The following is a 16,539-nucleotide window of genomic DNA, read 5'->3' as shown; positions in this document are numbered from 1 at the left end:
TCCTCGGTTCGTGAGAAGCAGACGCAGGACGCCCCATCCTCCTGACAACCGAAGCCGAAGACAAGGAGGCCCTGCTGTCGATCAGTAGTAGACGGCGTCGATCTCGTCTTCGATGTCCGGCACCGGTGGACACGGACACTCGAGGAGCGCGACGAGCTGGCCGTGGAAAGCGGCAGCGGGGGAATACGCCTCGCGCAGCCGATGCGCGTGGATCGCGAGCGGCGCCGAAGCGGTCTCGTCGCTGCCGAGAGCGCCCTCCAGCCGGCCGAGCTCGGCCAGCCAGGTAACGAGGGGGCGTCCGGCGTGGGAGGTGAGGCGCTCCGCGAGCGCGCCCGCCCGGTCGGAAGCTCCTTCGCGGCGCAGGGCGCGGATCAGCACGCGCGCGGTGCTGACCTCCGGATGGTGCGTGATAGGGTCGGTCCCGTCGACGAGCGCGACCGTCGCGGCGCCTGGGGGGGCTCGAAACGGAGAGCGTGCGCCGCGGACCCACGCGAGGGCCTCGGCGGATCGGCCGAGGCGCACGAGCGCAAAGAGCAGCGCCCAGTCGTTATAACGCACCTGGTATGGCTCTCCCGCGTGCGGGTCGTCGAGGAGCAGCGCGGCCTGCTCTTCGACGGCGGCGTGCTCCCCGGCGCGAGCGAGGTCGCGCAGGAGGTGACAGCGCGTCCGGGGGAGCTCCGCGCGCATGGCCAGGCTCTCCTGTTGCGCGCGGAGGTTCTCGTGTCGCAGCGCGATCGCTTCGCGGTAGCTGCCGAGACTCGAGAGCACCTGCGCCAGCATGCCGCGACAACGCACGCGGTGGTGGGTGAGCTCGAAGCGGCCCGCCAGGCGCGCGCGCAGCTCCCGCTCCAGCGAGACGAACGCGTACTGATCGATGGCGGTGGCGAGCGCCTCGAGCTCGAGGTTCTCGAGCTGCACCGGCCCGAGGACGTTCGCGACCTCGCCGAGCAGCGCTCGACTGCTGCGGTGCAGCTCCCCGGCACCGGCGGCGTCGCCCGCGTGTCGTAGCTGGATGCCGAGCTCGAAGAGGTAGCGCGCACGGTCCGCCGCGGGGAGCGAACGCGCGTCGAAGGCGCGAAGTCGGGCCACGGCCTCCTCGGGCTGCGCCTGGGCCCGCGCGTCGTCGATCACCCGGTCGAACGAGCGAAGATTCGGATCCACGCGGAGGCCGTCGGGGAAGACCAGGGCGGCTGCCTCGGCCAGCGTCGAGACGGCGCGCACCGCGAGACCTTCGGGGGCCTCCGAGGCGTTCGCGGGGTGTACGAGGACGAGTCCGTCTCGCCCGCAGAGCTCCGCGTGCGCGGCGGCTAGCTTCTCGCGCGCCCCGGCCACGGGCAGCAGCGTGCCGGCCTCCCCGAGCTCGGCGGTGGCGAAGACGGGGCACCGCGGCTCGCGTCCCACGTAGCGCGCGAGGAAAGCCAGCGCACCCGGCAGGCCGAGGGACGCCCCGACCAGCGCGACGCCCTCGGGGAGGAGGAGCGCGAGCGACGGGAGCGTGGGCTCGCGGAGCAGCTCGCGGCAGAGCGCGAGCGCGGCGCGTTCGGCGTCGAGCGAGGGAAGGCCGCGGTCCGCGCGGAGCGGCACGGCGATCCCGGCGCGCTCCACCACGCCGAGCGCGTGGACGCCCGGCTTCGGCGAGGCCTGTGCCGCGAGGCGATCGGCGCGCGCACGGAGGCGGTTCAGCGCCGGGCCGTGCCCTGGGTGGATGCGGAGCAAGGCCGCGGCGGAGCTGGGCGTGCCGAGGCCGAGCAGGGCCTGGGCCAGGCGCGGGCCAGCGAGACTCATCGGTCGTCGTCGAAGGGCAGGGGCACCTCGAGCCAGCCGCGCGCCGTGGGGACGCGCAGCCGCGCCGAGGGGCGTGCGAAGTGCGGCGCCGACATGGGGAGCTCGAATCGGCCGGCGTAGGTGGGCCGGCTCGCGAGCGGGGGCACCTCCTCGGCCCAGAGCGTGGGCACGTCCCCTTCGGGTAGCGGCTCCTGCTCGGCGTAGTCGACGATCAGGTGCGTGTCGGTCGTCGACAGCGAGAGCTCCGGAAGCTCGAGCACCGTGACCTCCTCGTCCGCGCAGGCCACGGCGACGGCGGTCTCGGCCACGGCGGGTGTTTGGGGCGCAACGAGGCGCCGCGCGCGTCCGCGAAGGTAATCGGCGAGCGACACGACGCGTGCGCCGCGCCCAGGGGCTGCGCTGGGAGCGTGCGCTGCGAGCTGGCCGGAGAGAGCGTCCTCGAGCGCTCCTTCGGCGCGCACCAGCCGTTCGAGCAGCGTCCGCGTCTCGGGAAAGCGATGCAGGGTCCGCGCGACGAGGGCGAAGCTCTCGAGTGCGTCGGGCGGCAGGTCCAGACCCGTGCTCCACCACCAGAGCTCGGCACGGTGCTCGGGAGCTACCCGCGCGAGATGCTCCGAACGGCGGGCTCCGAGGCAGAGGAGCCCGTGGCGGCGTTCGCGCAGCGCGCTGTCGAAGGCAAGGAGCGCCGCCTCGTCGTAGGGGGCTAGCTCGGGTGGCCGACCCGCGAGGAGCCGCGCACCCTCGAGCACGAAGGCGACGCGATCGCGTGTCTCGAGGGTGCGCTCGAGCTCGTCGAGCTCCGCCTCCGTCGGCGGCTCGTCCCAACCCGCATCGTCGAACTCGGCGAGACGCTCGGCGAGCGTCAGGCCGGCGTCCTCCAGCGCGGGCAGGTCCAGCGCGGCAAGCGCGGGCTCCACGACGTCGGTCAGCGCCGCGCCGTGCGAGGCGACGAGCTCGTCGACGAACGCCGTGGCCGCGCCGAGGCGGGCCCGTCCGAGGAGCTCGAGGAGGTCGCGTCCGCGCGCCGCCTGTGCGGCAGCTTCTCCGGGCGAGCCGGCGAGCTCACCCGCGCGTTGTCGAAGCTCGGCCTCCAATTTGGCGCTCGGGATCCAGGACGGTGTGGTCATGGCGTGCCTCTTCGGGGGGGGCGGACCGTCGGGGGCGACCCGCGGTCGTCGTCCTGCGACGCGATCAAGGTGGCGACCCGGCGCGTGACGCGCGTTCGGATCTGATAGACGTTCTCCACGGAGGTGCCGAGGCTCTCGGCGAGCTCGAGCGGCGTGGCCTCGGGCCAGGCCAGCGTGGCCTCGAGGTAGCGCGCCCCCGGGGGATAGGTCGCGTTGAAATGCGCGAGCACCCGGGAGAGTCGCAGCCGATGATCGACTGTCTCCTCGGTGCCGAGGGGGTCGGTGAAGGTGGCCGTCCAGCCGATCGATCCCTCGGCGGCGCGGGCCAGCGCGGCCTGGTGGCGTCGTCGTCGGCGCAGGTCGATGAGGTGGTTGCGCGACACCTGGATGACCCACGCGAGCAGCGCGGGCAAGGCCCGCACGTAGGGGTCGGTGGGGCCCCGGCCGAGCTGGAGCTTGATCCAGATCTCCTGCGCGACGTCCTCTTCCGTCGTGTGCGGCGGGAGGCAGTTCTCGAGCCGGTGGCAGGTCCGCCGAACCGCCCCGCGGATCTCGGCGTACAGCGTCTCGAGCGCCCGATGCGCCGTGACGACGTCCTCCGAGGCCCACGCCTCGAGCAGGCGACGCGCCTGTCGTTCGAGGTGCTCTTCATGTGCAGCGTGGGACACGCGGCTTCCTCGTCCCGCGGATGGGGCGGACCAGCTGGCATCGTACGGGGTGGGTATGGCGCAAAGCAACGTTCGGGGCCTCCGCGGTTCACGGGGTCAGACGCACGAGGGGGTGCTGATCTGACAAGCCGTCGCGCAGCACGGGACCGTGGTCGCCGCTCAGGCCTGCTGTTACGCGGAATTCATGGGGAAAGCGCGAGGTGGCGCGCCGGCTCAGCCGAGGGCGGTCGAGCCGACGAAGGCCTGATACGTCGTGAGCCGCGAGGCGGGGCCCTTTCCTTCGGCCCGGGCGCGCTCGAGCGCCGCGAGCTGGAAGACGACCCACGCACCGCAGCGCGAGCAGTCCACGTCGTTGCCGTAGCAGCAGACGTGCGGCGTCGTGAGGCCCTGCTCCTCGAGGTAGAGGGAGAGGACGTGGGCGCGGGCCGGACAGCGGGCGGTGATGGCGGGGGCCTGCTCGGGGGTCATGAGGTCGAGCGCGGCCTCGCTGTTGCGGACGAAGCCCGGATGGGCGCGCGTCAGGCGGCGGACCTCCTCCACGGCCACGAGCCGCTCCTCGAGCGTGGGCCATGCACAGCCGGTCTGGTCGTTCGCCGCGGGGACGTGGAAGGTGAAGGTCATCCACTGCACGGCCGTCTCCTCGAGCGCCGCGACCAGCTTCGCGAGGGCGTGCTGGTTCTTGCGGGTCACTGTGCACTGAACCTGCACGGGGGTGCGTAGCTCCTCGGGGAGCCGGCCGAGGTTCCTGAGCACGCGCCGGTAGACGCCGTCCCCTCGCAGGGCGTCGTTCTCCGCCTCCGGCCCGTCGAGCGAGACGACGTAGAGCGCGCGCGGTCCGAGCTCGACCAGGGGAATTGTCCCGTTCGTGATCACGTGCGAGCTGTCGAAGAGCGCCACCCCCCGCTCGATCAGTCCGCGTCGGAGCATCGGCTCGCCGCCCATCCAGAGCATGACCTTGATCCCGTGCCGGTCGCGCAGCGCGGCGAGCGTCTCGAGCAGCTCGTCGTCCGACGGCTCCCGGCGCGGGTCCTCGGGGGCCGCGTTCGCGTTCCCGTCGCGATAGATGAAGCAGTGCCGACACTCGAGGTTACAGCGATTGGTCACGTTCACCACGCCGAAGGCGTAGCGCGCGTCAGGCCGGAAGGGGCCGTTGTAGCGTACCGAGAGCATCTTCACCTCCTAGGAACTGGGCGGCGGCGCGCGACTGGGCGGCGGCGCCGAGCAGCAGCGTGCGCAAGGCCGTGCGATCTCCGGGAACGGTACCCACGAACTCGGCCCAGCGTTCGTAGCCCTTCGCGCAGTAGCGATGGAAGAGCGCGCGCAGTTCGCCCGCGGGCCAGCTCGCCGGCAAGAGCTCCGTGGGCAGGAGCGGGTCCCGGAAGAGCAAGCGGATGACCTCGCCGCCCACCACGAAGCTCTCCTGGAGCGCCGCCTCGAGGGAGAGTGCGGGCAGCGCGGCGAGGCTGCGCTCGAGGCGCCGTAGCGCCTGGCGACAGGCCTTCGCCTGTTGCGGCAGGGGCCAGAGCCGGCGGGCGAGGGCCCGTTCGCGACGTCGATTCACGAAGCGGCAGACGAGGAGCGCTCCGGCCGAGCGACCGTCCAGGTCGGCCAGGCGCTCCTGGAGCTGGGCGTCGGTGAAGCTCAGGTTCGCGGGCCGGATCCAGAGCCCCCGGCGGAGCTGCGCGAAGTGGAACACCTCGAGGGCGGTGAGCCGCGGCGCGCGGGGGTCGCCCGTGCGCGCGCGGCCGCGGGGCAGGATCTGCCACCACTCTCCCGTCCAGGGGCGGACCGCGGGGGCGTCGAGCGCGGCGCGCACGTACCGGTTGAGCGCGCGCGTCGGCTCGGTGAAGCGGTAGGCGGGCGAGGTCTCGCCGGGGACGTGCTCCACCTTTCCGGCCGCGACGAGCCGGCTCAGCGCGACGCGCGTGGCGTTGCTCGAGACCCCGCAGAGGGTCGTGATGCGGACCAGCTCTCGCACCGGCAAGGGGAGCGGGTCGAGCACCGAGAGGACGTCCAGTATGATGGCCGGGCCCCGCATGTATTACACGATACCGTCAACAATGGAACAAAAATGTAATAGCACCGACCCGCGAGAAAGGAAAGGGGTAAGGAGGCCAGATCCGTGGAACGCCGGATTTTGACAGGGGTCCTGGGATGCGATAGGGGTTGGGCTCGGATCCCCGATCGACCGACGCAGAGGAGGACTAGATGCGGAAAGTAGCGATGCTGGTGCTGGCGGGCTGTCTGTTCGTGCCGCAGGTGGTGCGCGCCGCGGAGAAGAAGCCGAACGCGCAGCAGGAGAAGATGAAGGCCTGTAACAAGGAGGCCACCGACAAGAAGCTGAAGGGGGACGAGCGCAAGAAGTTCATGAGCGAGTGCCTGAAGGCCAAGCCCGCCGAGCCGCAGACGCCGCAGGAGCGGATGAAGTCCTGCAACAAGGAAGCGGGCGAGAAGAAGCTGAAGGGGGACGAGCGCAAGAAGTTCATGAGCGAGTGCCTGAAGAAGAAGTAACTCCTGCCCGAGCCCGGGCGCTTCCGGGCCCCCCCTTCGCGCTAGCGCGTCCTGACCAGCGTCATGTCGAAGATGTGTAGCGGGCCGTCGTCGCCGTCCCAGGTGACCCATTCCTCGGGGCGCGCGCCAGCCGAGCGCGTGGGAGAGAAGAAGGCGCGCACGGCCTGGCCGAGGCGGGCGACGCCTGCCTGCGACGCCACGTAGGGGGTCCCCACGGCGTAGAAGACGGTCCGGCCGTTGCCCTGACGAACGAGAGGGATGAAGGTCCCGTCGACCTTGATTCCCACCTCCGCGCTGTTTCGCCGGAGAAGCGTCTCGAAGCGGTACCACTGGTCGGCCGCGCGCTTGCTCGCTTCGCGCCGGGCGTACTCGTCTGCGCCATTGAGCCCCGTGACCTTGATGGCCTTGTGCTCGACATACTCGACGCAGACGAGCTGGCGTCCGCGCCGCTCGACGAAGACCTGATCCATGCGTAGCGGCGTGTTCTTGATCGTGACCGTGCCTGCGCCGGGCACCTTCACCGTGAGGCTCGCCTTTTCTCGAGCCGTTGGATCCGGCAGCGCCTTGACGCCATTGCGATAGACGATGAAGCACTCGCTGTGCCACGCGGCGTTACCGCGGCGTTGCCGCGCGTAGGCCTCCATGGCCTGGTCCTGCAGCTCGAGCCCCTTCTCGTGGTTGCGCACGACCTGCGGCCGGTCCCGTCCGAAGAGCGCGGCGAGGCCCGCACGCAGGTCGGCCCGCGCCGCGGGGGCGGCGAGCAGGAGGGCCAGCGCTGGCAACCACCCGAGGCGAGCCCGGGAGGTGCGAGCCGTGCGATAGACCATGCGCTGAGGCCAAGCACGAGATATGCCAGGGGTAAGATCGCGTGATCACGTGGCGGAGGCGCCGCGGAGGGCTCGTCGTCGGCGAATCTGCGGGCGGGCGCGGTGGCTCTACCAGCCATGGCGCCACCGTCGGAGGCTTGGTCCGTCGGGTCAGCCGGTGTACGGGGCGCGCTGGGGCCGAACCGTGAGCTCCACGACGCAGGCGTTCGGCGGGAGCGTCACGGCGGTGTGGACGAGCTCGGCGACGTCCTCGGGCTGGATCATCTTCGCGTAGTCCAGGCCGTCGCGCCCGGCGACCATCTCGGTGTTCACGAAGCCGGGGTGGATGCAGGCCACGCGCACGCCCTGCTCGCGCACCTCCTCGAAGAGGGCCGAGGCGAAGCCGCGCAGGCCGTGCTTGGCGGCGCAGTAGGCGGCCGAGTTGGGCAGCCCCTGCAGCGCGGCCACGGAGCCGAGGAAGACGATCGCCCCCTGGCTCTCGAGCAGGTGCGGCAGCGCGAGGGCCGTGAGCTGCATCGGCAGGCGCAGGTCCACCTCCAGCACCGCGTCCCATTCGGAGAACTTCGCCTCGAGGACCGGGCTTCGCGCGAGATAGCCGGCGTTCTGCACCACCACGTCGAGGCGACCAGCCTCGGTGGCCCACGCGACGAGCGCGTCCAGGGCGCCCGCGGTGCGCAGGTCGGACGCATGCAAGGCGACCTCGCCCCCCGCCGCGCGCAGGAGCCGTGCGGTCTCCTCGAGGGCCACGCGGTCGCGACCGTGGGCGCGAATCGAGAACCCCGCGCGGGCCAGGCGCAGGGCGCAGGCGCGACCGATGCCGCGGCTGGCGCCGGTGATGAGGGCGATGCGCGCCGGCGCTTCTCGAGGCTGTTGCATCTGTTTACCCTGCGAGGTTTGCCGAGCGCGGTCAATCGTTCAAGAGCAGACGCGCTCGCCGGACGAGATCGGTGGCTTGTGTCCTCGCTGCCGCGAGCTGGGGCAATTGGCCCGCCTTCTTGAGCGCGGCGGCGTTGCCCGCCTTCTCACCGATGCCGCGAACGTGGCGTTCGAGGAGCGCAGCGAGCCCGCCTCCGACGACGAAAGGGGCGGCCCAGTAGGCGACGTTCTGCACCGGTGCGAGCTCGAGAAGGGGGCGGAGGAGCGCCATGCCGAAGAGGGCCGCGCCGGCGAAGCCGACGTTGATGGCGTGGATCATACCGTAGTAGCCAAAGGGATTCTCCAGGTCCTTGACGGCGCGGACGACGTTGCGCGAGCGGGTACGGTAGGCCTCGTTCACGGCCGGGTCCGCGGCGCGCAGCCCCGCCACGCTCAGCCGGGCAGCAAGGGGAAGCACGATGCGACCCAGGATGGGCACCGCGGTGGCCTTCTCGAGGCGCGCGGCGGCGCGGGTCTGCCAGGGGACGCGGTCGGCGGCGACGGCTGCCGAGGGCGTTCCGAGGGCGCCCAGCAGCGCGGCCCACACGACGAACGATCCACGATGGCGCATGGTCAGACTCCTTCGGTGCGAATGCGATCCTTCATCACTGCATCGCGTGTGCCAGGCAGGTCAGGCCCGGACCCGAACAAAGGCAGTGCAATTCGAACGGCTTGGGCGTGCGCCCGCCGGCTCGGAGCGCGCTGTGGCCGGTGCCATGGCCGGCTGCCGGGGGACGCCCGACCCCGCCGGGGGCTGCTCTCGCCGGCGGACTGACCTCACTCGACCGGCAGGAGCTTCCCGCGGGCGAGGACGTCGTGGACGCGATGCGCGGCCGCATCAAGGCGCGGCAGGCGCAGCGCCTCGACGACCGCGGCGGTGTTTCCGGCTCTTGCCGACAAGAGGTGCGCGCGCGCTTCGATGGCGAGTGCCGCGCCGGCGGAGAGTCCGACCAGCCCCGTGAGCACGCGCGCGAGCTCGGCGGGGCCGCTCGTCCAGTTGAACGGAATGAACGAGCTCAGCACCGTCATGAGGACCACGCCGTTCACGAGGTGAGCGAATCCGCGCGACGTCCTCCGGGAGAAGCTCTTCCAGTCCCGCTCGCGCCCGGCGACGTAGGCCGTCTCGACGGCCGGGTCGGCGGCGCGCAATCCCGCGACTCCGAGGCGGGCCGCCACGGGAAGTACGAGGCGCCCGAGCACGGGAACGCGCGTGGCTCGCTCGAGGCGCTTCGCGGCGCGGGTCTGCCACGGCGTGGGGTTCGCGGCGGTGGCCGCGGAGTTCCACGCCAAGGTGCATACGGCGATGGCGCACAGGACGACCGATCGATGCTCGCGCATGACGTGGGGGCTCCGGGGATGCGTGACGCACCCGGGTCTGCACGATGCGTGCCCGGCTCTCGACCCGCTGCGGCGGCGCTACGTACGGAGAACGCAACGCCTTTGGTTCTGCCGCGGCGTCTCGAGGGTGGCGACGACGGTGGCCCGAGCCGGCGAGCCGAGGAGGCGCGGGCGAATGCCCTCGGGGCGCCGGCACCTCCGTTTCAGCGCGAGGACAAGGCGCCAGGCGAGGATTGTCGGGCGCGGCCGGCGGACGTACGCTGCGACGGTAGAGAAGCGATGGTTCGCCGCACGAAGAACGCGTCCGATCGAGCGCTCGTGGAGCTTCGAGCCTTCGGCTTGCCCCGGTCGAACGCAGTGGCGTTGATGCGGCCCTCCGCCTCCCCCACCGGCTATGGCCTCGGGCGGAGCGGATGGGTCACGGCGCAGTTCGCGGCCGGAGAGGCTCCTCCCGTCGAGCTGCTCAAGGAATGGATCGACGAGAGCTCTCGCGCGCAGGCGCCGAAGAAGCTCGTGGCGCAGCTGCCCGAGCGCGGGGCCGAGGGCGAGGGCGAGAGCGAGGGCGGCGGGCCCGTGCGACGCTCACGCAAGGCGCGCTAAGCTGCGCTCAGTCGCCCAGGCCGAACTGTCGCAGCAGCGCGGCCACCTGTGCGTTGACTTCACCGGCTTCCACGCCCGTCACGCGCCGTCCATTCACCATGGTGGTTTGCACGATGGTTCCGCCAGCCGAGACGTTGGTCACGCTTACGTTGCGCCGGGCGCCGATGGACACGCCGGTCGCGTTGGTGATCTCACCGACGGAGATGTTACCGTCCACATCACCGACCATGATCGTGGGCCCCGCGCCGCCGCTGATGCTGACGGAGCCTCCATTGCGGTCTCGCGCGGTGATGACCCCGCCGATGATGTCGAAGGCGCCAACGGCGACCTCGAGGCGGCGAGCCTGGTAGTCGAAGATCGTCGCGCCACCCACGTCGGCCGCGGCAAAGGTCGTGTCGGACCGGGACGAGCTCGCGCCGCCCGAGAGCAGCCTGTCGAGCGTGGCGAGCTGCGAGCCGTCGAGGCGGCCGATCATCCGGCGGAGGCGGTTGTCGGCCTTCTTGCGCTCCTTCGTGCCAAGCCCGTTCGGGTCGCGGACCAGCACGCGATACTTCTTCTCGTACGTCTCGCCCCCCACCTCCACCGTCTTGGTCCGCTTCACCGACCGTCGTAGGTCGGCATGGGGGGCCAGCTTGCCGAAGATCCCTTCCACCGGTCCGGCGCAAACAGCTGGCCGCACGGCGATTCGGCCGGCATCGAGTGTTGGAGCAATTCGCGCGCCAGCGAAGGTCGCCCGTACGATCAGATGGTTACGCGGTAGCGGGGCGGACAGGCCTGGTTGCGCGGGTCCCGCGAGCTGGCTTCTGATCGCGCCACGGCCGGGGCGCGCTTCCAGGGGCACGCTTCCGCCTTGCCAGCTCTGGGGGGTGGATCTACGCTCCGCGCATTGCAGTAAGACGTGCCCGCGAGGGCACATTCATTCGTGGCCGCAATGGCGGTGGCGTGGAGGAGAAGGAACATGGCACTCGGTGAAAAGCTTGGCGACGAGAAGGGGAAGATCATTGGTCAGCGCGTGATCCCTAACCCGAACGGTGGGGCTCCCCGCATGGAGGTCAGCTTCCGCAGTCAGGGACAGCTCCTCGGTATGGACGCGAACACCACGGCCACCTACTGGGCCGAGCCGCGTGGCAACCATTTCTGGGGCGAGGGGCAGGGGCTCGTGATGCTCAAGGACGGCGAGATGGTGTCGTGGAAGGGCAACGGCGTCGGGCGCCCGATGGCCGGCGGCAAGGGCATGCAGTGGCGCGGCTGCATCTACTTCGAGGCCCAGCCCGGCTCCAAGCACGCCCGCCTGAACGGAGTGGCGGCCTGCTTCGAGGACGAGACCGACGCAGAGGGCAACCACACCGGCGCCTTCTGGGAGTGGCGCTAGTCCGCTCGTCCGTAGCACCCTGCCTGTAGCAGCCCCCTGAAGCACCCCTCGAAATGTAACGCCCCGGTCGCTTGCGTGGCCGGGGCCAGCTGGCCACGGGAGGCGAGCTCGTCGGCGGTGTCTACCGTCGGCGCCGGCTGGTGAGCTCGCCGGGGCTGTAGTACCGGTTCGGATAGCGGGACGTCTCGACGTAGGTGCGGCCGCCACCGGAGAAGATGTTCGTGATCGAGGTCTCCGTGATGGGGCGGCCCGGAAGCTGGACCCGCTCGCCCACGCCGAAGCCTCCGGCCTTACCGACGAGCTCGAACCATTCGCCGGCTCTGGCTGTCCCCTTGTAGGCGTCGCCGTAGGGGCTGTTGCGCCCCGTGGTGAAGCTGCACGAACCATCCGCGCAGGTCTGGCCCACCTTGCGGGCCTTGAACTTCACGTTCACCCCTTGCACGAGAATGAGCTCCGCCCACGCCGCGCGAACTGCCGAGACGGAAAGGAGGCTGGCGAGGAACAAGCTCACGACGAGCTTCGACGGGCGCTCTCTCTTCATCATGATCCTTCTCAACTCGCCACCTTTCGGCAGACAGCGCCTGCGTGCGGTCCCGCGCGCTCGAGTGGCGCCCGCTGTGGCCGGCGGCCGGTTCTCTCCAACTCTTGTTGCAAGAACGTGACCACCGTCCGCAGGGTGGATCGCGTCTACGGGCGCCCTCACCGCCGCGCGCAACCCTGAGGAGGGAGAAACCGCCGCGCTCGGCCGGCCGACCGCCAAGGCGCTCGAGGAGCTCAACTCCAAGGGGTGATCATCCGTCTAGTCTGGTAGACGGGCCTAGCCACGTCCTGCTAGGCTAGAGCAGTGACGGGGAAGAACCTGCTCAAGCTCCTGCGGTCCCTGGGATGCGTGGAGGAGCGGCAGGCCGGCTCTCACGTTCGCGTTCGTTGCGGCAAGTGCTACAGCACGGTGCCCGTTCACGCGGGCGAGGACCTTGGCAAGGGCTTGCTGCGGCAGATTGAACGCGACCTCGAGCCCTGTTTGGGCAAGCGATGGATGGGCAAGCGATGAAGCGACCAGCGATGAAGCAACCTCGGAAGTTCACGGTGCAGTATGCGCGCGACGAGGACGGCTGGTGGGTAGCCTCGGTCCGGGGCCTTCGGGGCTGTCACACCCAAGGGCGGAGCCTCGACGAGGCCCGGCGGCGTGTCCGGGAGGCCCTCTCGCTCTGCGTGGAGGGTGCGGAGTCGGCCGAGCTCGTGGACGTGGTGAAGCTCCCCCGAGACCTCGAGCTCGAGCTCCGGCGCGCGGCGGCTCTGCGGCGGAAGGCCGTGGCCCTCGAGGAGCAAGCCCAGGCGCAAGTCAGCTCCGCGGCACGGGCCCTCCGGCGGGCGAAAATCAGCACGCGGGACGCCGGCCGGCTCCTCGGCCTTTCCCATCAGCGGGTTCATCAGGTCCTCGGGGAGTAGCTTCCGGCCGGCTCCGACGGCAGAAAGTGAAGCGCCCCGGCCACTTTCGCGACCGAGGCGCCATGTGCCCAGGGACGGAGTCGAACCGCCGACACAGGGATTTTCAGTCCCTTGCTCTACCGACTGAGCTACCTGGGCAAATACACAAACTACTAACGCCCTATACTATCAGGAGATTCTGCGCGCTCTCGTGGATCTCGCTGCCAGAATCATTGGCGTTTACGCCACGGTTGCTGAGCGCTCCTTGTGTAGCAAGGCGACCCAGCTTGGTCAACAGCAAAGCATCGCAGACGAACGGCTTCACGGCTCAAACTCCCACCATTCGGACAGGGCGTGCACCCACGCAGAAGGCGGCCCTGGCCCTCGGGGCGGGCGGGCGCAGCCCGGTCAGATGGCCTTCAGGAACTCCGGCGGCGACCACCGGAGCTTGCCTGACGCTGGCCGCGACGGGATCGGACCCTCCCCTGAACGGGCGTGGCAACAGTCCGCAGGAGGTTGCAGGGATCCACTTCGTAGGCATAAGCGAACCGCGCGATGGTGTCGAGCGGAACGTTGACGGTCTGGCGTTCAATGCGTTGCAGGTACTGGAGCGAGAACCCCACGAGTTCCGCGGCCTCTTCCTGGGTGAGCTCAAGGCGATGGCGTTCGGCACGGATATTCTCCGCGAACCACCGCCGGGCAAGCGCCCGGAGCCGGTCGTAGCCTCGTCGGCCCCGTTTCACCATCGGGAGGAAGGCTAGTCATTGAAACCCATTAGGTTGTAGAACCCAATAGGTTGCATTACGATGAGGTCGACGTCAGACGCCTCAGAAGCTCGTCAGGGCCACTTGACGCGGGGCGCGCCAAAGGAGGGGGGCATGGAGTCCAAGCATCGGTCTGCGGCGCGGACGCCGCGTTCAGACGTTCGCCGACCCGTCACGAAGCCATCACTCCTCGTCGTCGTTGGAGGCGGCTTCATCGGGCTCGGCGCGCTACTGTGGGGCTGCGACGGAAAGAAGGCCGCAACTGATCCCCAGGCGCCCGCGGCTTCGGCGCCCGCTCCGATGCCTGCCGTCCCCCCTGCGCGGCCTCTAGCGCCAGCGAAACCCGCCTCCATCGGGGGGCTCGTCGAGTACATCGCGAAGCGCGACCAGTCCATCACCTACGCCCATCTGAAGAAGAGCGCCGACAGGTACGCTGGTCAGGTCGTCTGGATGCGGGGGCAGATCCTAACCATCAAGGAGGACGGTGGCCAAACGCAGATACAACTGAACACTAGCAACAAAGGCTACGGCCTCTGGGACGACCAGGTCATCGTTGCCTATGGGAGCACGACTCCGTTCGTTGAGAAGAAGCTCATCCGCGTCGCCGGCAAGGTGGTCGGCAACCACACGTACACGTCGCAGGCGGGATGGCAGATCACGGTGCCGTTGATCCGCGCCGAGTACGTTGTCCCCGGCGGCGAGGAGTTCCTGGAAGAGATGAGCATGGCGCGCAAGCTCGTGGCGCGGAAGGGCTCCACGAAAGCCTGGGACTGCATCCTCGACGGGGTGGACGTGTTGACCGACCCGCAGACCCTGAAGTCGGACCCGGACAGGGCAAAGCAGTACATGACCGGGTGCTTGGCGACGCTGGGGCTCGATGACCTGCGGCCGGCCTGCGAACCGGCGAAGGTACAGCAGCGCAAGTGCGCGAGGCTTTGCGCGGGGGTTATCACGGCAAGCGCGATGCGGCAGGAGTGTACCTACTTCAGCGAGTCCATCAGCAAGGAGTGTTGTAAGCGCGGGCTGTGCGAGAAGTCAGCCGCAGCGACACGCCAGTCGGCGGCATCACCACCATCGGCCAAGGTCAGTGCGGAGGCGAGGCCCGTGCCTCGGGTGAAGGGAAGGCCGGAAGCGAAGCGGTCCGAGGCCGCGGTGACGCCATCACCGACACCCGAGCCCAAGGTCGAGTCCAAGCCCGAGCCGAAGCCCGAGCCAAAGCCACCAGCCGAGAGGAAGCAGAACTGGGGGGACTGAGGTGCCGGTGATGCAGAGGAGGCGACCTGCACAAGGGCTGGTGCTCCTGGCTCTCGTGTTGTCCAGCAGATCGGCCGCAGCAACGGAAGAGTGGCAAGCACGAGTAATCGGCGTCGCCGACGGCGACACGATCACCGTGCTCCGCGAGAAGGTCCCCATCAAGATCCGGCTCCAGGCCGTTGACTGCCCAGAGAAGGCGCAGCCATTCGGCGCCAGGGCCAAGCAGTTCACCTCGGGGATGGTCTTCGGCAAGCTCGTCACTGTCAGGGTGGCCACGAAGGACAAGTACGGGCGGACCGTGGCCTGGGTCAACGTTGGCGGCAAGAGCCTCAACCGCGAGCTGCTGAAGGCGGGGCTGGCCGGGCACTACCGCCAGTACAACAAGGACAAAGCCCTCGCCGCTCTGGAGCAGGAAGCGCACACGGCGAAACGCGGGCTCTGGGCTGACGCGACCCCGGCGCCGCGGTGGCAATAGCGGCACAGCGGGGCCGACCGCCAAACGCAGGCGAAGACGAAGTCGCCGGTCGCGTCAGGGCAGTTCCACGGCAACACGAAGAGCAGGGTCTTCCATCGACGAGGCTGCAAGGGGTACGACTGCAAGCACTGCACGGCGACCTTCCCGACGAAGGAGGAGACCATCAAGACGCGGCACAAGGCATGTTCCGCGTGCCGCCGGCACCGGCAAAGCCAGTGGATTCGATGCGGGCGTGAACGTGAAGGTGTTGCGCGACCGGAAGGTGGTCGGGGTCTACGACACCAGGACCAAGACCATCGCAACCAAGGACTCGCGCTGGTTGAAGCACGCCACCGAGGGGTCAAGCTTCTCAGCCCGGGCGGCAGCGGCAACGGACCGAAGGAGCACTGACCAGGGCTAGCAGACGCATGTAGACCGACTGAGGCTCGTCCTGCTAGCCGAAGATCCGCCCGACCAAGAGCCTCGGAGCTGAGAACACATGTCCGACGCGCTGGTTGACAGCTCCACCGTCATTCCTATACTTGTTCAAGTGGCGTAACGACGAGAGGGAAGCAAAGTCGGATGATCCCCGTACCGCCATCGGGCCCCGTCGAGGGAGCTGAGTTGCGCGAGAAGTGCAGTGTCTTCTCTCTTGACGAGGCGCGTGTCCAGCGTAGCCGCGAATCGCTCCTCCCCGATGAGCAAGCGCGGCTCGTTGCCGAAACGTTCAAGGTGCTTGGTCACCCGTCGCGCTTGAAGGTGATCCGGGCTCTCGCCGCTGGTGAGTTATGTGTCTGCGAGATCTCCGAGGTGGTTGGTCTGTCCGTCTCGGCGACCTCGCACCAGCTCCAGCAGCTGCGGAACCTCCGTCTGGTCCGCTCTCGGTCGGAGGGCAAGCTCGTCCACTACTCGCTGCACGAACGCTTCGTCGCCAGGCTCATCGACGACTGTGCGGGTCATGTCTCGGCCAGGGGGCAGCCAGCATGATCTCCCGCTCCATCGCGAGATTGGTTCTCCTCTGGGTCGTCGTCGGGGTAGTATCTCCGGCGGTGGGGGAGAGCCTGCTCGCGACGAGCGCCGACGAGGCGAGCCACGCCGGGTCGTCGTGCCCCGACTCCAGTGACAGCGGCCACCCCTGCGGCCCGGCTTGCCCCTGCGCCTGCTGTCCAGGCCACAGCACCGCGCCAGCTCTCGCCGTGGCCGGCGCGGTCAGAGGCTCTCCGGGCACGGCGCGCTTCAAGGTCGCGGCGCTCGAGTCGGCCCATCCCGAGGACGTCTACTTCCGCGTCTTCCACCCCCCGCGCTCCTGACCGTCTCCATCAGGTGACAAGAGCGCCGGTCACTCCAGCGGGGTGACCGGCCGGAGACGTTCACGCGCCCTCGGGGGCGCTGCTGCGGGAGATCAGGCGATGTCGATCATCGTGTCTCGTTCCCCCCGCTCTCGACGGAGGCGGGGCTGGCCTTTCGTGCTCTTGCTCTCAACCGGAATTGGCTCG

21 protein-coding genes and 1 tRNA gene are annotated in these 16,539 nt (G+C 69.6%); 9 read left to right on the top strand and 13 right to left on the bottom strand.

The genetic code is table 11. The features are described from left to right. Window positions 1-81 precede the first annotated feature (81 nt). The 5 genes from IT371_11975 to IT371_11955 all read right to left on the bottom strand — a co-directional run bounded on the left by IT371_11975 (window position 82) and on the right by IT371_11955 (window position 5,618). The gene (locus tag IT371_11975) at window positions 82-1,785 is read right to left on the bottom strand and encodes a hypothetical protein (protein MCC6748370.1); all 1,704 of its coding nucleotides are present in this window, start codon (window positions 1,783-1,785) and stop codon (window positions 82-84) included. Beyond that, a complete protein-coding gene (locus tag IT371_11970; protein MCC6748369.1) occupies window positions 1,782-2,912 on the bottom strand; it encodes a hypothetical protein in 1,131 nt (376 codons plus the stop codon). Before IT371_11970 ends, IT371_11975 begins: the two co-directional genes overlap by 4 nt. Continuing rightward, entirely contained in the window at window positions 2,909-3,580 is a 672-nt protein-coding gene (locus tag IT371_11965) for a sigma-70 family RNA polymerase sigma factor (protein ID MCC6748368.1), read from the bottom strand. Before IT371_11965 ends, IT371_11970 begins: the two co-directional genes overlap by 4 nt. 213 nt (window positions 3,581-3,793) lie before the next feature. Continuing rightward, entirely contained in the window at window positions 3,794-4,750 is a 957-nt protein-coding gene (locus IT371_11960) for a radical SAM protein (protein ID MCC6748367.1), read from the bottom strand. Continuing rightward, a complete protein-coding gene (locus IT371_11955) occupies window positions 4,713-5,618 on the bottom strand; it encodes a hypothetical protein (GenBank protein MCC6748366.1) in 906 nt (301 codons plus the stop codon). Before IT371_11955 ends, IT371_11960 begins: the two co-directional genes overlap by 38 nt. Window positions 5,619-5,788: 170 nt before the next feature. On the opposite strand from IT371_11955, the gene IT371_11950 reads away from it, so the two are divergent. Continuing rightward, on the top strand, window positions 5,789-6,091 hold the full coding sequence (locus IT371_11950) for a phosphate starvation-inducible protein PsiF (protein MCC6748365.1): 303 nt from the start codon (window positions 5,789-5,791) through the stop codon (window positions 6,089-6,091). Window positions 6,092-6,132: 41 nt separating this feature from the next. Here IT371_11950 and IT371_11945 read toward each other — a convergent pair whose 3' ends face one another. The 4 genes from IT371_11945 to IT371_11930 all read right to left on the bottom strand — a co-directional run bounded on the left by IT371_11945 (window position 6,133) and on the right by IT371_11930 (window position 9,171). After that, window positions 6,133-6,918 carry a hypothetical protein gene (locus IT371_11945; protein ID MCC6748364.1) on the bottom strand — a complete coding sequence of 262 codons (786 nt, stop codon included), beginning with the start codon at window positions 6,916-6,918 and terminating at the stop codon, window positions 6,133-6,135. 150 nt (window positions 6,919-7,068) lie between these two features. Beyond that, window positions 7,069-7,794: an SDR family oxidoreductase gene (locus IT371_11940; protein ID MCC6748363.1), complete on the bottom strand. Its 726-nt coding sequence runs from the start codon at window positions 7,792-7,794 to the stop codon at window positions 7,069-7,071. Between the two features lie 31 nt (window positions 7,795-7,825). Beyond that, the gene (locus IT371_11935) at window positions 7,826-8,404 is read right to left on the bottom strand and encodes a hypothetical protein (protein MCC6748362.1); all 579 of its coding nucleotides are present in this window, start codon (window positions 8,402-8,404) and stop codon (window positions 7,826-7,828) included. 206 nt (window positions 8,405-8,610) lie between these two features. After that, window positions 8,611-9,171 carry a hypothetical protein gene (locus IT371_11930; protein ID MCC6748361.1) on the bottom strand — a complete coding sequence of 187 codons (561 nt, stop codon included), beginning with the start codon at window positions 9,169-9,171 and terminating at the stop codon, window positions 8,611-8,613. A gap of 279 nt (window positions 9,172-9,450) precedes the next feature. On the opposite strand from IT371_11930, the gene IT371_11925 reads away from it, so the two are divergent. Then, window positions 9,451-9,771: a hypothetical protein gene (locus IT371_11925; protein ID MCC6748360.1), complete on the top strand. Its 321-nt coding sequence runs from the start codon at window positions 9,451-9,453 to the stop codon at window positions 9,769-9,771. A gap of 7 nt (window positions 9,772-9,778) precedes the next feature. Here IT371_11925 and IT371_11920 read toward each other — a convergent pair whose 3' ends face one another. Beyond that, window positions 9,779-10,612, bottom strand: a complete 834-nt coding sequence (locus IT371_11920; GenBank protein MCC6748359.1) for a hypothetical protein — start codon at window positions 10,610-10,612, stop codon at window positions 9,779-9,781. Between the two features lie 117 nt (window positions 10,613-10,729). Here IT371_11920 and IT371_11915 point away from each other — a divergent pair, with 117 nt between their 5' ends. Beyond that, window positions 10,730-11,143: a hypothetical protein gene (locus IT371_11915; protein MCC6748358.1), complete on the top strand. Its 414-nt coding sequence runs from the start codon at window positions 10,730-10,732 to the stop codon at window positions 11,141-11,143. Window positions 11,144-11,264: 121 nt separating this feature from the next. On the opposite strand, the gene IT371_11910 is transcribed toward IT371_11915, so the two are convergent. Further along, window positions 11,265-11,687 (bottom strand): hypothetical protein, encoded by a 423-nt coding sequence (locus tag IT371_11910; protein ID MCC6748357.1) that lies wholly within the window; start codon window positions 11,685-11,687, stop codon window positions 11,265-11,267. 300 nt (window positions 11,688-11,987) lie between these two features. On the opposite strand from IT371_11910, the gene IT371_11905 reads away from it, so the two are divergent. Continuing rightward, the gene (locus IT371_11905; protein ID MCC6748356.1) at window positions 11,988-12,194 is read left to right on the top strand and encodes a type II toxin-antitoxin system HicA family toxin; all 207 of its coding nucleotides are present in this window, start codon (window positions 11,988-11,990) and stop codon (window positions 12,192-12,194) included. Beyond that, a complete protein-coding gene (locus tag IT371_11900; GenBank protein ID MCC6748355.1) occupies window positions 12,191-12,592 on the top strand; it encodes a type II toxin-antitoxin system HicB family antitoxin in 402 nt (133 codons plus the stop codon). Before IT371_11905 ends, IT371_11900 begins: the two co-directional genes overlap by 4 nt. Window positions 12,593-12,657: 65 nt before the next feature. Here the strand turns inward: IT371_11900 and IT371_11895 are convergent. Beyond that, window positions 12,658-12,730 (bottom strand) — tRNA-Phe (locus tag IT371_11895). Window positions 12,731-12,990: 260 nt separating this feature from the next. After that, window positions 12,991-13,317: a helix-turn-helix transcriptional regulator gene (locus IT371_11890; GenBank protein MCC6748354.1), complete on the bottom strand. Its 327-nt coding sequence runs from the start codon at window positions 13,315-13,317 to the stop codon at window positions 12,991-12,993. Window positions 13,318-13,449: 132 nt separating this feature from the next. Here IT371_11890 and IT371_11885 point away from each other — a divergent pair, with 132 nt between their 5' ends. From IT371_11885 to IT371_11870, 4 genes are all read left to right on the top strand, one after another. After that, window positions 13,450-14,589 carry a hypothetical protein gene (locus IT371_11885; protein ID MCC6748353.1) on the top strand — a complete coding sequence of 380 codons (1,140 nt, stop codon included), beginning with the start codon at window positions 13,450-13,452 and terminating at the stop codon, window positions 14,587-14,589. A 136-nt stretch (window positions 14,590-14,725) separates the two neighbouring features. Continuing rightward, the gene (locus IT371_11880) at window positions 14,726-15,064 is read left to right on the top strand and encodes a thermonuclease family protein (protein ID MCC6748352.1); all 339 of its coding nucleotides are present in this window, start codon (window positions 14,726-14,728) and stop codon (window positions 15,062-15,064) included. A gap of 561 nt (window positions 15,065-15,625) precedes the next feature. Further along, complete coding sequence (locus IT371_11875; GenBank protein MCC6748351.1) at window positions 15,626-16,030, top strand: helix-turn-helix transcriptional regulator; 405 nt, start codon at window positions 15,626-15,628, stop codon at window positions 16,028-16,030. Further along, complete coding sequence (locus IT371_11870; protein ID MCC6748350.1) at window positions 16,027-16,353, top strand: hypothetical protein; 327 nt, start codon at window positions 16,027-16,029, stop codon at window positions 16,351-16,353. Before IT371_11875 ends, IT371_11870 begins: the two co-directional genes overlap by 4 nt. The last annotated feature ends 186 nt before the right edge of the window (window positions 16,354-16,539 follow it).

The sequence above is a fragment of the Deltaproteobacteria bacterium genome (genome assembly GCA_020848905.1).
Classification (GTDB): Bacteria; Myxococcota_A; Polyangia.
The sequence above is the reverse complement of the archived record's forward strand: the minus strand, read 5'-3'. Positions and strand labels throughout refer to the sequence as shown.

Excerpts from the sequence above, each read along its gene's own strand:
- IT371_11940 (MCC6748363.1), bottom strand. The coding sequence starts at position 7,794 with ATGCAACAGCCTCGAGAAGCGCCGGCGCGCATCGCCCTCATCACCGGC.
- IT371_11955 (MCC6748366.1), bottom strand. The coding sequence starts at position 5,618 with ATGCGGGGCCCGGCCATCATACTGGACGTCCTCTCGGTGCTCGACCCG.
- IT371_11875 (MCC6748351.1), top strand. The coding sequence starts at position 15,626 with ATGATCCCCGTACCGCCATCGGGCCCCGTCGAGGGAGCTGAGTTGCGC.
- IT371_11945 (MCC6748364.1), bottom strand. The coding sequence starts at position 6,918 with ATGGTCTATCGCACGGCTCGCACCTCCCGGGCTCGCCTCGGGTGGTTG.
- IT371_11950 (MCC6748365.1), top strand. The coding sequence starts at position 5,789 with ATGCGGAAAGTAGCGATGCTGGTGCTGGCGGGCTGTCTGTTCGTGCCG.
- IT371_11915 (MCC6748358.1), top strand. The coding sequence starts at position 10,730 with ATGGCACTCGGTGAAAAGCTTGGCGACGAGAAGGGGAAGATCATTGGT.
- IT371_11870 (MCC6748350.1), top strand. The coding sequence starts at position 16,027 with ATGATCTCCCGCTCCATCGCGAGATTGGTTCTCCTCTGGGTCGTCGTC.
- IT371_11975 (MCC6748370.1), bottom strand. The coding sequence starts at position 1,785 with ATGAGTCTCGCTGGCCCGCGCCTGGCCCAGGCCCTGCTCGGCCTCGGC.
- IT371_11930 (MCC6748361.1), bottom strand. The coding sequence starts at position 9,171 with ATGCGCGAGCATCGATCGGTCGTCCTGTGCGCCATCGCCGTATGCACC.
- IT371_11890 (MCC6748354.1), bottom strand. The coding sequence starts at position 13,317 with ATGGTGAAACGGGGCCGACGAGGCTACGACCGGCTCCGGGCGCTTGCC.
- IT371_11925 (MCC6748360.1), top strand. The coding sequence starts at position 9,451 with ATGGTTCGCCGCACGAAGAACGCGTCCGATCGAGCGCTCGTGGAGCTT.
- IT371_11960 (MCC6748367.1), bottom strand. The coding sequence starts at position 4,750 with ATGCTCTCGGTACGCTACAACGGCCCCTTCCGGCCTGACGCGCGCTAC.
- IT371_11900 (MCC6748355.1), top strand. The coding sequence starts at position 12,191 with ATGAAGCGACCAGCGATGAAGCAACCTCGGAAGTTCACGGTGCAGTAT.
- IT371_11970 (MCC6748369.1), bottom strand. The coding sequence starts at position 2,912 with ATGACCACACCGTCCTGGATCCCGAGCGCCAAATTGGAGGCCGAGCTT.
- IT371_11910 (MCC6748357.1), bottom strand. The coding sequence starts at position 11,687 with ATGATGAAGAGAGAGCGCCCGTCGAAGCTCGTCGTGAGCTTGTTCCTC.
- IT371_11885 (MCC6748353.1), top strand. The coding sequence starts at position 13,450 with ATGGAGTCCAAGCATCGGTCTGCGGCGCGGACGCCGCGTTCAGACGTT.
- IT371_11935 (MCC6748362.1), bottom strand. The coding sequence starts at position 8,404 with ATGCGCCATCGTGGATCGTTCGTCGTGTGGGCCGCGCTGCTGGGCGCC.